Annotated in this window: 11 protein-coding genes; 7 read left to right on the top strand and 4 right to left on the bottom strand. The window is 66.7% G+C overall.

Features of this window, described 5'->3' with window-relative positions; all coding sequences use genetic code 11:
• Positions 1-5: 5 nt before the first annotated feature.
• Positions 6-1,433 carry a GTPase/DUF3482 domain-containing protein gene (locus AC0IYU_RS09500; RefSeq protein ID WP_472115663.1) on the bottom strand — a complete coding sequence of 476 codons (1,428 nt, stop codon included), beginning with the start codon at positions 1,431-1,433 and terminating at the stop codon, positions 6-8.
• Positions 1,430-2,836 (bottom strand): DUF2868 domain-containing protein, encoded by a 1,407-nt coding sequence (locus AC0IYU_RS09495; RefSeq protein WP_472115660.1) that lies wholly within the window; start codon positions 2,834-2,836, stop codon positions 1,430-1,432. Before AC0IYU_RS09495 ends, AC0IYU_RS09500 begins: the two co-directional genes overlap by 4 nt.
• 438 nt (positions 2,837-3,274) lie before the next feature.
• Between AC0IYU_RS09495 and tssE the strand changes: the two genes are divergently transcribed.
• Both tssE and tssF read left to right on the top strand, forming a co-directional pair.
• Positions 3,275-3,874, top strand: a complete 600-nt coding sequence (gene tssE / locus AC0IYU_RS09490) for a type VI secretion system baseplate subunit TssE (protein ID WP_472115658.1) — start codon at positions 3,275-3,277, stop codon at positions 3,872-3,874.
• A gap of 38 nt (positions 3,875-3,912) precedes the next feature.
• Positions 3,913-5,793, top strand: a complete 1,881-nt coding sequence (gene tssF / locus AC0IYU_RS09485; protein ID WP_472115655.1) for a type VI secretion system baseplate subunit TssF — start codon at positions 3,913-3,915, stop codon at positions 5,791-5,793.
• Between the two features lie 16 nt (positions 5,794-5,809).
• On the opposite strand, the gene AC0IYU_RS09480 is transcribed toward tssF, so the two are convergent.
• Positions 5,810-6,391, bottom strand: coding sequence for a TetR/AcrR family transcriptional regulator (locus AC0IYU_RS09480; RefSeq protein ID WP_472115652.1), 582 nt, complete (start codon positions 6,389-6,391; stop codon positions 5,810-5,812).
• Positions 6,392-6,482: 91 nt separating this feature from the next.
• Between AC0IYU_RS09480 and AC0IYU_RS09475 the strand changes: the two genes are divergently transcribed.
• Complete coding sequence (locus AC0IYU_RS09475; protein ID WP_472115650.1) at positions 6,483-6,911, top strand: VOC family protein; 429 nt, start codon at positions 6,483-6,485, stop codon at positions 6,909-6,911.
• A gap of 8 nt (positions 6,912-6,919) precedes the next feature.
• On the opposite strand, the gene AC0IYU_RS09470 is transcribed toward AC0IYU_RS09475, so the two are convergent.
• Entirely contained in the window at positions 6,920-8,770 is a 1,851-nt protein-coding gene (locus AC0IYU_RS09470; protein WP_472115648.1) for an ABC transporter ATP-binding protein, read from the bottom strand.
• Positions 8,771-8,953: 183 nt separating this feature from the next.
• Here AC0IYU_RS09470 and AC0IYU_RS09465 point away from each other — a divergent pair, with 183 nt between their 5' ends.
• From AC0IYU_RS09465 to AC0IYU_RS09450, 4 genes are all read left to right on the top strand, one after another.
• Positions 8,954-10,567, top strand: a complete 1,614-nt coding sequence (locus tag AC0IYU_RS09465) for a Mu transposase C-terminal domain-containing protein (RefSeq protein ID WP_471703274.1) — start codon at positions 8,954-8,956, stop codon at positions 10,565-10,567.
• A 2-nt stretch (positions 10,568-10,569) separates the two neighbouring features.
• A complete protein-coding gene (locus tag AC0IYU_RS09460) occupies positions 10,570-11,478 on the top strand; it encodes a TniB family NTP-binding protein (protein WP_213355006.1) in 909 nt (302 codons plus the stop codon).
• Positions 11,475-12,686, top strand: a complete 1,212-nt coding sequence (locus AC0IYU_RS09455; RefSeq protein ID WP_213355008.1) for a TniQ family protein — start codon at positions 11,475-11,477, stop codon at positions 12,684-12,686. The genes AC0IYU_RS09460 and AC0IYU_RS09455 overlap by 4 nt, the downstream gene beginning before the upstream one ends.
• Positions 12,687-12,768: 82 nt before the next feature.
• Positions 12,769-13,377 carry a recombinase family protein gene (locus AC0IYU_RS09450; RefSeq protein ID WP_152960984.1) on the top strand — a complete coding sequence of 203 codons (609 nt, stop codon included), beginning with the start codon at positions 12,769-12,771 and terminating at the stop codon, positions 13,375-13,377.
• Positions 13,378-13,553 lie beyond the last annotated feature (176 nt).

Here is a 13,553-nt window from a genome sequence, read left to right as displayed (position 1 = left end):
TGCTGTCAGGCGGGCCCGAAAGCGCTTCGCAGCCCGTGCGACAGGTCGGCAACGAGCGCCTCGCGCTGCGGTGACGGCCGCCAGAAGATGCGGCCGGCGACCGAGCCCGTGCCTGTTTCCCAGTCGGGATGGTTGCGCGCCGGCTGCGCGGCCCGCACGGCGGCGGCCGCGGCCTGGGTCTGCGCGTCGCCGCCGGCGGGCGCGTCCGCGCCGATGCGCTGCGTGGCCGCATGGGCGCGCTGCTCCAGCGCCTGCGCAAGCTGAAGCTGCCACGCGACCAGCGCGAACAACACACCGTCTTCCACCGTGAGCTCGTGCATGTCGCGCAGCTTGTTGGCGATCTTGCGCCCGAGCGGGCCCCAGCCCTGCGACACCGCGCCGCCGATGGCGCCGCCCAGTGCCGCGCCGGCGCCCAGCGAGATGCCGGCCACGGCCAGGTCTGCCACCACCCCCACCGCCGCGCCGATGGCCGCGCCCTTGCCCAGGCGCAGGCCCGCGTCCTTCATGGCTTCGGGGCTGAAGAAGTCGAGCGTCCAGCGGCCTTCGACCAGGGGCAGCGGCGCCTCGTCGGCGTCGCCCTGGCGGAAGCCGTAGAGCGCGAGCAGGTCGTCGGTGCAACGCTGGGCCTTGTCGAACACCGCTTTCTGCAGGGCGGCCACGAGGGCCTGCCGGCGTGCCGTGTCGGCGAATTCGGTGGCCGACACGGTACGGCGCACCGCCGCGGCATCGACCAGCAGTTCGGCGATGCGCGTGCAGGCCGACTGCCGGCGCCGGGCCGCCTCGGCGTTCAGCGCATCGACCACGCCGCGCAGCACCTCGCGGCGCTCGCGCAGCAGCGTGGCGAGGTCGTTGTACAGGTCCTGCTCGGCGCCGACGAAGGGGGCTGCCGCGTCGAAGCGCACCTGCACGTGCAGGCCGTAGGCCGACAGCAGCGCCTTCCACGCCGGCTCGCGGCTGGCGGCGTCGCGCACGAAGTTCAGCACCGGCAGCACGGGGCGCGCGCAGGAATTGAGCAGCTCGATCTCGTCGCGGAACTTGGGCAGCACCGGCTCGCGCACATCGATGACCAGAAAGGCAGCGTCGATGTCGAGCATGGTGCGCAGCACCTTGGCCTCCTGCTCGAACACGCCGTGGGCCTCGGGGCCTTGCAGGAACTGGCGGATGCGCTCGGGCGGCGTGGCCTGCGTGCCCTGCATGTGGAAACCGGCGAGGTGCTCGCGCAGTGCGACGGCGTCTTCGAGGCCGGGCGTGTCGAAGAAGCGCACCGCGGCCGCGCCGTCCACCTCGAGGTCGACCGACTCGACATGGCGCGTGGTGCCGGGGCGGTCCGACACTTCGCCGAAGTTCACGCGCCGCGTGAGCGTGCGCAGCAGCGAGGTCTTGCCCGCGTTGGTGTGGCCGACGACGGCGATGCGGATGGGCGGCTGTGTCATGGCGCGGTGGCGGTCGGGCGCAGGGCGGTGGCCAGGCTGTCGCCGGCCGCGATGCGTTGCAGGCCGGTGCCTTGCAGCCAATCGAGCCAGCGCTGCGTGGCGCCGGCGTTGGGTGCATCGGCCAGCCAGAGGCGGCATTCGCCGCAATGCGCCAGCACTTCGCGCAGGAAGCGCTCGGTGCCGCGGTCGGGGCTCGACGCGGCGTGGCACACCAGCAGCACGGTGCGCGGACGCACGCGGGCCAACTGGTCGAGCAGGGCGCGGCGCGACGGCGCGCTGCCGTCGATGCGCTGCACCTGCGCGGCCCCAGTGGCGGGCAGGGCCGACGGCGGCCAGGGCGTATCAGGTGGCAGCTCGAAGCCGACCACGAAGAGCAGGTCCTGCAGCTGTGAATCGGACAGGCCCGCGGGCGTGGCACCCTGCGTACGGCCGGGGTCGGCGTCGACGATGGCCGCCGGTGCCATCGCGGCGAAGCGGGCGAGCAGTTGGCGGTAGTAGGGCTCGCGCCAGTCGGGCTGCAGCGCCTTGCGGCGGCTGCGCCACATGGCGGCGCTCCACAGCACGAGGGCCACGCGCGGCAGCAGGCCGTAGACCACGATGCACCCCGTGAGCCACAGCGCCCAGGTGCGCTGGCCTCCCGCGTGGGTTGCGCCGGGCGCGGCGGCCAGGATGGTGGCGGCGTCGGGCACCGGAAAGCCGAGCTTCGAGGGCGCCCAGCCCAGCACCTGCACGGCCTGCACGAAGAATGCGGGATCGAGGATCGTCGTCTCCCAGCTCAGCGTGTAGCTGCGAAAGGCGAGCGCGAACAGCATCGCGGCCAGCACCACCGCGAACGACAGCGACCAGATGCCGTGGCTCACCAGGCCGAAAGCCCATGGCAGCAGCCTGGCGCGGGACAGCAGCCCGGTGGCGGCGCGCACCAGCAGCGGCGCCTGTCCGCGTTTGCCGCCCGCCACCCGCGCGGTCAGCGACAGCCAGATCCACCCGAGCGAGGCGCTGCCGAACGTGCCCGCCGGCAGCCACAGGCCGGCCAGCCACGCCAAGAGCGTGAGGGCATGCAGGCCCAGCAGGCTGACCAGCGCGACGATCACGTTGATATGGCGCTCGCCGCCGCCCACCACGTTGCCCGCAAGGCCGAGGCCTGCAAGCACGATGAGCGCGACCATGCCCATCAACACCCACGGCGCCCAGAGGCGGGCGCGGGTCAGTTCGGTTTGGAGGCCGAGGCGTTCGCCGAGGCGAAGCGCACGCTCGGTGACTTGCGCGTGGCTGCCGGCAGTGTGCGAGGCCGCAGCGCGCATGGCTTGCGCGTCGTCCAGCGGGCCGTTCTGCTCGGCCCATCGAATGGCCTCGGTGATCACCGCATCGGAAAAAGCAGATTCGCGCAACGCGGTGTCGGTCAACAGGGGCCCTTCGCTGAGGAGGCCCCGCGCAGGGTCAGGGCGCGCAAATTATGCCCGCCGCGCCGTGCGCCCCCATGAGAAACGGGGCCGCGAGCGGCCCCGTTTTCCAGGGTGCAAAGAGTCGGTGGCGCGTGCCAGGTCTCAGCGAAGGCCGAAGAACGAAAGAACGGCAACCACGACCACGACCAGACCGACGATGTAGATGATGGAATTCACGCGAGGGCTCCTGTGTGTTGATATGCATACAGCTTCGTTGCGCAGGGGCTTCCTGACTGTCGGCAAGGGGCGGCGTGTGGTGTAGGACTCGCGAAGCGCATTGCCATGACATTTCCCCGCTTTGCTCGCTTTTCTCGGGGGCGTGCACCAGATGTGACCATTGTTTGCAATAGGCCGCGTGCATCCACGCAAGACTCTGGCCCTTCCAGCAAAGGCACGGCCATGCGACCCACCGAGCATCCCCCTGTTTCCGGCCCCCGACCAGGGCACCCCGCCCACCCCGGCGCACGTTCGCCGCGCGCAGCTGGTGCCGCCCCGACGCGCGTCAATGCGCACCTGCTTCCCACGCTTTTCGACCGCCTGCGCGACGAGGCGCCCAGCCGCACCTCGGAGCTGCCCTCGGACTACACCGTCACGCCCGCGCAGATGCGCGACATCGTGCAGCGCGACCTGGCCTTCCTGCTCAACACCACCAATGCCGAAGACCTGATCGACCGCGAGCGCCATGCCGAAGCGGCCGCGTCGACCCTCAACTTCGGCGTGCCGCCGCTGGCGGGCAGCTACCTGTCGCAGCGCAAGTGGGCGGACATCGAACGCATCATCCGCCGCGCCGTGCAGGACTACGAGCCGCGCCTGATTCCCGAGACGGTGTCGGTGGTGCCGCTCATGAAGGAAGGCGGCGGCGCGGCCGAGGAATACAACGTGTTGCTGTTCGAGATCCGCGCCATGATCCATCTGCGTCCCTACCCGCTGGAGTTCATGGTGCAGAGCGCGGTCGATCTCGAAACCAACCGCATGAGCGTGCTGCGCGTCGCGCGCTGACGCGTTTCCTTCTTCTTCACTTCAGGGACCCGGATGCCATGGACCCCCAACTCCTCGACTACTACAACAAAGAACTGGTCTACATGCGCGAGGCGGCCGGCGAGTTCGCCCAGTCGCACCCCAAGATCGCCCGGCGCCTGGGCATGCACGGCATCGAGGTGGCCGACCCCTACGTGGAACGGCTGATCGAGTCTTTCAGTTTCCTTTCGGCGCGCATGCAGATCAAGCTGGACGCGGAGTTTCCGCGCTTCACACAGCGCCTGCTCGAGGTGCTGTACCCCAACTACCTGAGCCCCACGCCGTCAATGGCCGTGGCGCAACTGCACCCCAGCGTGAAGGAGGGCGACTTCACGCGCGGCTTCGTGGTGCCGCGCGGCACGGCCTTCCATGCGCGCGTGCCAACCGGCGAGGAAACGCCGTGCGAGTTCCGCTCCAGCCAGGACGTGACGCTGTGGCCCTTCGAGATCGTCGACGCCAGGCTGACGGGCGCGCCGCCCGACATTCCCGCGCTGGAGCGCTACCTGCCGCCGCACGTGCAGGTGACGGGCGCGCTGCGCCTTCGGTTGCGCATCGTGGGCGAAATGAACTTCAGCGCGCTGGTGGGGCTCGACCGGCTGCCCATCTACCTGCGCGGCAACGAACAGGTGGCCTCGCACCTGTTCGAGCTTCTGCACACCTCGGCCGTGACCACCTTCGTCGGCGAGCCCGGCAAGCTGGCCGACCGGCCGCACGTGGTGACCGAAGGCGCGCTGGTGCACGAAGGACTGGCGCCCGGCGAGGGCTTGCTGCCGCTGGAATGGAACACCTTTCACGGCCACAACCTGCTGCACGAATACTTCGCATGCCCCGAGCGCTTCTACTTCTTCACGCTGACGCAGCTGGCCCCCGGCCTGGCGCGCACACACGGGAAAGAAGTCGAGATCGTGGTGCTGCTGAGCAAGCCGCCGGGTGCGTTGGGCGCATTGGTCGACGCGGGCCAGTTCGCGCTGTTCAGCACGCCGGTGGTCAACCTGTTCGAACGGCGCACCGACCGCATCGAACTCGACGAGGCGCAACCCGAGTTCCACCTGGTGCCCGACCGTTCGCGCCCGCTCGACTTCGAGGTCTATTCGGTGCAGCGCATCGCGGGGCAGCAGGCGCAGACCACGGCCGAGCTGGAGTTTCGCCCGCTCTACCAGACGCTCAATGAAGACGAGGGCAACCACGGGCGCTACTTCTCGGTGCGCCGCGAGCAGAGGCTCGCGTCCGACACCGCGCGCAAGTACGGCACGCGCACGCCGTACATCGGCACCGAGGTGTTCCTGTCACTGGTCGACCAGCACGAGGCGCCTTACCCCGGCAGCCTGCGCTACCTGTCGGTGAAGGCGATGCTCACGAACCGCGACCTGCCGTGCCTGGTGCCGCGCAACGGGCATTCAGACCTGGCGGTGGCCGACTCCGTGCCGGTCTCGGCCGTGGGCCTCATTCGCCCGCCGAGCACGCCCAAGTCGCCGTTCGCACATCGCGAAATCGCCTGGCGCCTGATTCGCCAACTGGGCTTCAACCACCTGCCGCTGGCCGACATGCCGCACCGCGAGGGCGCCCAGGCGCTGCGCGGCATGCTGCGGCTGTTCGTCACCGCCGACAACGACGTGCTGGGCCGCCAGATCGACAGCCTCGTCGGCTCGCGCATCGAACCGGTGACGCGGCGCCTGCCGGGTGCGGGGCCGCTGATCTACGGGCGCGGCGTGCAATGCACGCTGAGCGTCGACGAAGAAGGCTTTTCGGGCACCAGCCCCTACCTGCTGGGCCTGGTGCTGGAGCACTACCTCGCGCGGCACGTGAGCATCAACGTGTTCACGCAGACGGTGCTCGAGTCGATGCAGCGCGGCACGGTGGCGAAGTGGCCGGTGCGCATGGGCGGGCGGGGCATCGTCTGACGACGGACTGTGCGCTTCAGCGCTTCTTGACGGGCCCCAGCGCCTGCTCGATCAGCCAGCGCATGGCCGCGCGAACCTCCTTCGCGTCGCCGCCCGCATCGATTTCCAGCGCGGCGCGGTCGAACGCCGCCGACAGCAACTGCGACAGCGCATCGACGCAGACTTCGCCGCGCCCCATGCCGGCGCGTTTTAGGCCTTCGCGCAGCGAGTGCGCCGCGTTGGCGTCGTCCATGGCCATCACTTCCGCCATGCCCAAGACGGCGGGGCCGTCGACCAGCAGCAGCCGGGTGCGGCCCGGCACGGTCATGGCGTTGAGGTAGGCCTCGCTGCCTTCCAGCAAGGCCTTGCGCGGCTCCAACTGCGCGGGCGCCGCGGCCTCGATGTCGGCCGCGACCGCCATGGCTTCGCGCACCAGCACCTGCCGGAACAGGTCGCGCTTGTCCGCGAAGTGGTGGTAGAGCGCCCCTCGGGTGATGCCCGCGGCCACGGCAATTTCAGGTGTGGATGTGTCGCTGTAGCCCTTGCTGACGAACAGGACGCGGGCGGCCTCGAGCAAGGCCAGCCGGGTGGTTTCGGTGCGTTCGCGGTTGGTGGCCATGCGCGGTAATTTACATGCAGGCTGTCTGTAGGTTAGTATTTAACATGCATGCATGCATGCAGTCTGTATGTTTTATGGAAAGGTACGACCCATGAAAGTTACGAGCTACTACCCCGTCGTCATGACCGAAGACGTGGCGGGCACCGCCGGCTTCTACCGTTCGCATCTCGGATTCACGCCGCTGTTCACGAGCGACTGGTATGTGCATCTGCAGCTGGCGGACGATCCGTCGGTCAACCTCGCCGTGCTCGACGGTCGCCACGAGACCATTCCCGCCGTCGCGCGCGGGCGGGTGGCGGGCGGGCTTCTGTTGAACTTCGAGGTGGACGACCCCGACGCGGTGCACGAGCGCTTCAAGGCGGCCGGCCTGCCGATCCTGCTGCCCCTGCGCGACGAGGCCTTTGGCCAGCGGCACTTCATCACGCGCGACCCGAACGGCGTGCTGATCGACATCATCAAGCCGATCCCGCCGAGCGGAGAGTTCGCGGCGCAGTACGAGCCCGGCGCGCTGCCGACCTGACGCAGGGCTCAGGCCCGCAGCGCCTCTCCCTCGCCCAGGTCTTCGCCCAGGAACCCGCCGCTCTGGTGTGCCCACAGCCGCGCGTACAGCCCGCCCTGCGCCATCAGCGTGCGGTGGTCGCCTTCTTCCACCACGCGGCCTTCGTCGAGCACGATGAGCCGGTCCATCGCCGCGATGGTCGACAGCCGGTGCGCAATGGCGATCACGGTCTTGCCTTCCATCAGCGTGTACAGGCTCTGCTGGATGGCCGCCTCGACCTCGGAGTCGAGCGCGCTGGTGGCTTCGTCGAGCAGCAGGATCGGCGCGTCCTTCAGCATCACGCGCGCGATGGCCACGCGCTGGCGCTGGCCGCCCGACAGCTTCACGCCGCGCTCGCCCACATGCGCCTCGTAGCCGCGCCGTCCGCTCGCGTCGCCCAGCGTCTGGATGAAGTCGTGCGCCTCGGCGCGCCGGGCCGCCGCCTCGATCTGCGCCTGCGTGGCGTCGGGCCGGCCGTAGGCCACGTTGTCGGACACCGAGCGGTGCATGAGCGAGGTGTCCTGCGTGACCATGCCGATGTGGCTGCGCAGCGAGTCCTGCGTGACGTGCGCGATGTCCTGCCCGTCGATCAGGATGCGGCCGCTCTCCAGGTCATGAAAGCGCAGCAGCAGGTTCACCAGCGTCGACTTGCCCGCGCCCGAGCGGCCGACCAGGCCGATCTTCTCGCCGGGCTTCACCGTGAGGTTGAGGTCCTCGATGACGCGGCGACCCGCGTCCCCGTAGCGGAAGCTCGCGTGGTCGAAACGCACCTCGCCGCGCGGCACCTCGAGCACCTTGGCGTCGGCCGCGTCGAGCACGGTGCGCGGGCGCGACAGCGTCTTCATGCCGTCCTGCACCGTGCCGATGTTCTCGAACAGGCTGGTCATTTCCCACATGATCCAGTGCGACATGCCCTGCAGCCGCAGCGCCATCGCGGTGGCCGCGGCCACCGCGCCCACGCCGACCGCGCCCTGCGACCACAGCCACAGCGCCATACCCGCCATGCCGGCCGTGAGGCCCATGCTCAGCGTGTGGTTGACGATTTCGAAGGCGCTCACCAGGCGCATCTGGCCGTAGCCCGTGTGCATGAATTCGCGCATGGCGTCGCGCGCGAAGCCGGCCTCGCGCTGCGTGTGCGAGAACAGCTTGACGGTGGCGATGTTGGTGTAGGCGTCGGTCACGCGCCCGGTCATCAGCGAGCGCGCATCGGCCTGGGCCTTGCCGACCTTGCCCAGGCGCGGCACGAAGCACACCAGCGCGCCGATGTACAGCGCCAGCCAGATCACGAAGGGCCACACCAGCTGCGCGTCGAGCACGCCCACCAGGATGATCATGGTGGCCACGTACACGCCCATGGCCACCAGCACGTCGGCCAGCACGAACACCGTGTCGCGCACCGCGAGTGCCGTCTGCATCACCTTGGCGGTGATGCGGCCGGCGAACTCGTCCTGGTAGAAGGACATGCTCTGGCCGAGCATCAGCCGGTGGAAGTTCCAGCGCAGGCGCATCGGCAGGTTCACCGCGAGCGTCTGGTGCTTCACGATGGTCTGCAGCGCCACCACGCCGATGCTGATCACCAGGAACCCGGCCAGCCACAGCAAGGTGTCGCCGCGTTCGGCCCACAGGCGCGACGGCACCTGGCCGCCGAGCCAGTCGACCACGCGCCCGAGGATGGCGAACAGCGCCGCCTCGAAGATCGACATGACGGCGGTGAGCGCCGCCATTGCCGCGATCTTGCCGCGCACGCCGTGCGTGCAGGCCCACAGGAAGGCCAGGAAGCCCTGCGGCGGGAGGGTGGGTTCGGCGGCTGGGTAGGTGTCATTTTCAGAAGACGACGGCACCAACTGACTGGGTTTGGCACCTGTTGTGCAGACGGTTCCTGGCAGCCAATATCAGTAGTCCTCTGCACCAATCTCGTCTATGCTCAATACTCCTGTGCACGAAAGTGAGGTCAGGGTATGGCGTCAGATACACTCGGAATTACCGAGCGAGGGGTGGCTACCCTGCCCAGCGAGGCATGGGAGATGGCCAAGCTCAGAACGGACATCATCGGACCGCTGGCGGCGCTCGAAATCGTCGGCCATCAGGCCGCCGATGCCGCTGCTCACTCATTGGGCTTGTCTCGGCGACAGGTGTACGTCCTGATCCGCCGCGCTCGGCAAGGCACCGGACTTGTGACGGACCTCGCGCCAAATCAGTCAAGCGGTGGCAAAGGCGCGGGCCGTTTGCCAGAACCGGTCGAGCGCATCATTCGCGAGCTGCTGCAAAAGCGTTTCTTGACCAAGCAGAAGCCCAGCCTGGCGGCGCTCCACCGCGAAGTCACACAGGCTTGCAAGGCACAAAAGCTGCGGGTTCCCGCGCGCAACACCGTAGCCTTGCGGATTGCCTGCCTCGATCCTCTCAAAACCACTCGCCGCCGAGAAGGCCAAGATGTCTCCCGCGACCTGCAAGGTGCCGGTGGCGTCCCGCGGGCAATCACCGTGCCGTTGGAGCAGGTGCAGATCGACCACACCGTCATCGACCTGATCGTGGTCGATGAGCGCGACCGGCAACCGATTGGCCGCCCGTACCTGACCATCGCCATCGACGGATTCACTCGCTGCGTGCTCGGTATGGTCGTCACACTGGAAGCCCCATCCGCCGTTTCGGTCGGCCTGTGCCTCGCGCATGTTGCCTGTGACAAGCGCCCTTGGTTGGAAGGGCTGAACGTGGAGATGGATTGGCCGATGAGCGGCAAGCCTAGCTTGCTCTACCTAGACAACGCGGCCGAGTTCAAAAGCGAGGCCTTGCGCCGTGGCTGCGAGCAACATGGTATCCGGTTGGACTATCGTCCGCCCGGGCAGCCGCACTACGGCGGCACCGTGGAACGGATTATCGGCACGGTGATGCAAATGATCCACGACGAATTGCCGGGAACGACATTCTCCAATCCCGACCAGCGCGGGGACTACGATTCCGAAAACAAGGCAGCCCTGACGTTGCGTGAACTGGAGCGCTGGCTCACATTGGCGGTCGGCACCTATCACGGCTCCGTACACAACGGACTGCTCCAACCGCCGGCCGCGCGCTGGATCGAGGCCGTGGCGCGTGCCGACGCACCGGCCATCATCACCCGCGCCACCGCTTTCCTGGTCGATTTCCTGCCCATCATTCGCCGCACGCTGACGCGCACCGGATTTGTCATTGACCACATCCACTACTACGCCGATGCGCTGAAGCCGTGGATCGCACGGCGTGGCCGCTTGCCTGCTTTCCTGATCCGGCGTGACCCGCGCGACATCAGCCGCATCTGGGTGCTGGAACCGGAGGGGCAGCACTATCTGGAAATCCCCTACCGGACCTTGTCGCATCCGGCGGTCACCCTCTGGGAGCAACGGCAGGCGCTGGCAAAATTGCGGCAACAAGGGCGTGAACAGGTAGATGAGTCGGCGCTGTTCCGCATAATCGGCCAGATGCGCGAGATCGTGACCACCGCGCAAAAGGCCACGCGCAAGGCGCGACGTGATGCAGATCGGCGCCAGCACCTCAAAGCGTCAGCTCATCTGGACAAGCCCGTTCCGCCGAAAACGGACATTGCTGACCCGCAGGCAGACAACCTGCCACCGGCGAAACCGTTCGACGAAATCGAGGAGTGGTAGCTGTGGACGAATATCCCATCATCGACGTATCCCACCTGTTGCCAGTAGCGCAAGGACTGGCCCGGCTACCGGCGGACGAACGCATCCAGCGCATTCGGGCAGATCGCTGGATCGGCTATCCGCGAGCGGTCGAGGCGCTGAACCGGCTGGAAACCCTGCATGCGTGGCCGAACAAGCAACGTATGCCTAATCTGCTGCTGGTTGGCCCCACCAACAACGGCAAGTCGATGATCATCGAGAAATTCCGGCGCGCTCATCCGGCCAGCGCCGATGCCGACCAGGAGCACATGCCGGTGCTGGTTGTGCAGATGCCGTCCGAACCGTCGGTGATCCGCTTCTACGTCGCGCTGCTCGCGGCGATGGGTGCGCCATTGCGTCCGCGCCCACGGCTGCCGGAAATGGAACAATTAGCGTTGGCACTGCTACGTAAGGTTGGCGTGCGCATGCTGGTGATCGACGAGCTACACAACGTCCTGGCCGGCAACAGCGTCAACCGCCGGGAATTCCTCAATCTGCTGCGATTCCTAGGCAACGAGCTGCGTATCCCGCTGGTCGGAGTCGGTACGCGCGACGCCTACCTGGCCATCCGCTCGGATGACCAGTTGGAAAACCGGTTCGAGCCGATGATGCTGCCTGTATGGGAGGCCAACGACGATTGCTGCTCATTGCTGGCCAGCTTCGCCGCTTCGCTTCCGTTGCGACGATCTTCCGCGATTGCCACGCCGGACATGGCGCGCTACCTGCTCACGCGCAGCGAGGGCACCATCGGCGAGCTGTCTCACCTGCTAATGGCGGCCGCTGTTGCCGCCGTAGAGAGTGGCGAGGAAACGATCAACCACCGCACGCTCAGCATGGCGGATTACATCGGCCCTAGCGAGCGGCGACGCCAGTTCGAGCGAGAGCTGATGTGAAATCGACACCACGCTGGCCGCTGCATCCGGCACCCATAGAAGGCGAAGCTCTGTCCTCATGGATTAACCGCGTCGCCCTTTGCTACCAGATGGATGTGCATGACCTGCTGGAACACGACCTCGGCCACGGCCAGGTCGATGATCTGGATACTGTGCCACCGCTGTCGCTGCTGACGGCACTTTCCCAACGAAGCGGCATCAAGCTGGGCCAGCTGCGCTGCATGAGTGTCGCCGGTTGGGCGCCGTGGCTGCTCGATAGTCTCGACGACCGGCTTTCGGCCGCTCTAGAAACCTATGTGTTCCAGTTCTCGGTATTACTACCGAAGCGCAACAGAAAGACCAGATCGATCACGAGCTGGCGCGCGTGGTTGCCCAGCCAGCCGATCCGCCGGGCGTGCCGGCTCTGCCTGAACGATCCAGCGAATCGGGCCGTACTGCTCGTTTGGAAATTGCCTCTGACATTGAGCTGTCCACTGCATGGTTGCTGGCTGGAATCCTATTGGGGCGTGCCAGGACGCTTTCTCGGCTGGGAGAGCGCCGACGCTGCGCCGCGCACGGCCTGCGACGCGATTGCGGCGATGGATCGGCGCACCTGGCAAGCCCTCACAATGGGGTATGTGGAATTGCCGCGCCGCCGAATTCATGCCGGTCTCTGGTTCCGGCTGCTGCGCACGCTCCTTGATGAACTGAATACCCCACTTTCGCAGTGCGGAACCTGCTCCGGGAGTATCCACTATGTCTGGGAACGCTGCGGCCATCCGCTGCGCGCCGGGCAAAGCCTGTGGCGTCCCTACGAAATTCTGAACCCAGCGATACAGTTGCAGATGCTGGAGGCGGCGGCCACCGCCATTGACCTGATCGAATCGAAGGTGTTGAGACCGCGCGGGGAACAAGCAGCACTGTTCTTGCCGGAGCCGCAAACCGGATTCACCAACGGTCTGTCCGCGAAGGAGCCCAAGCAGGAACCCGTGAACTACTGGCAGGAGATGATCAAGGCGATCAACGAAGCGGTCGCCGAGGCGCGACACAATCCGGAGACGGCCCGTTTTTTGTTCGCGCTGGCCGCTTATGGGCAGCAAGATCCCGAGTCTTTGGATCGCTTGCGTGTCACGTTGGCCAGGGAGGGCATTCCTTCAGAATTTCTGTCACATCATGAACCTGATGGACCCTTTACATGTCGTAGAATAAATGACGCGTTAAGTGACTAATTTTGACGCCCTGATCGTTTGGGCGCACACTGTCACATAATCGAACGTATACGTGACGGGTGAAAAGGTGCTGATCGGCTACATGCGGGTATCGAAGGCGGACGGATCCCAGTCCACCAATTTGCAACGCGATGCGCTCATCGCCGCTGGTGTGAGCCTTGCGCACCTTTACGAGGATCTGGCCTCGGGCAGGCGCGATGATCGCCCAGGGTTGGCTGCTTGCCTGAAGGCGCTTCGTGAAGGGGACACGCTGATCGTGTGGAAGCTCGATCGGCTTGGCCGTGATCTGCGCCACCTGATCAACACCGTGCACGACCTAACTGCGCGTAGCGTGGGCCTGAAGGTCCTGACCGGTCACGGTGCGGCGGTCGACACGACGACTGCCGCCGGCAAGCTTGTGTTCGGTATTTTTGCCGCGCTGGCCGAGTTCGAGCGTGAGTTGATTTCCGAGCGAACAGTCGCTGGACTTATCTCGGCGCGCGCTCGCGGCAGGAAAGGGGGGCGCCCCTTCAAGATGACCGCCGCCAAGCTACGCCTGGCGATGGCCAGCATGGGGCAACCGGAAACCAAGGTGGGCGATCTCTGCGAAGAACTCGGGATTACCCGGCAGACGCTCTACCGGCACGTGTCGCCCAAGGGCGAACTGCGGCCAGACGGCGTAAAGCTGCTCTCCCTCGGTTCAGCCGCATAAATGGAGGCGACCTGGAACGGGGCGCTGTTCAGTGCGGCAACGATCCGATTACCGGTGTCGACCCAGAGCAGCCGTAGAGCTTTTGGGAAAGCTGTCGTTCAACGCTTAGTTAATGGGCAGTTTGTAAGTTGCGCTTGCGATAAACTTTCCGCAATGATTCACCAAATGCGCGACTT

Source organism: Variovorax sp. AC103 (assembly GCF_979254005.1).
This window is presented reverse-complemented; position numbering and strand designations above follow the sequence as displayed.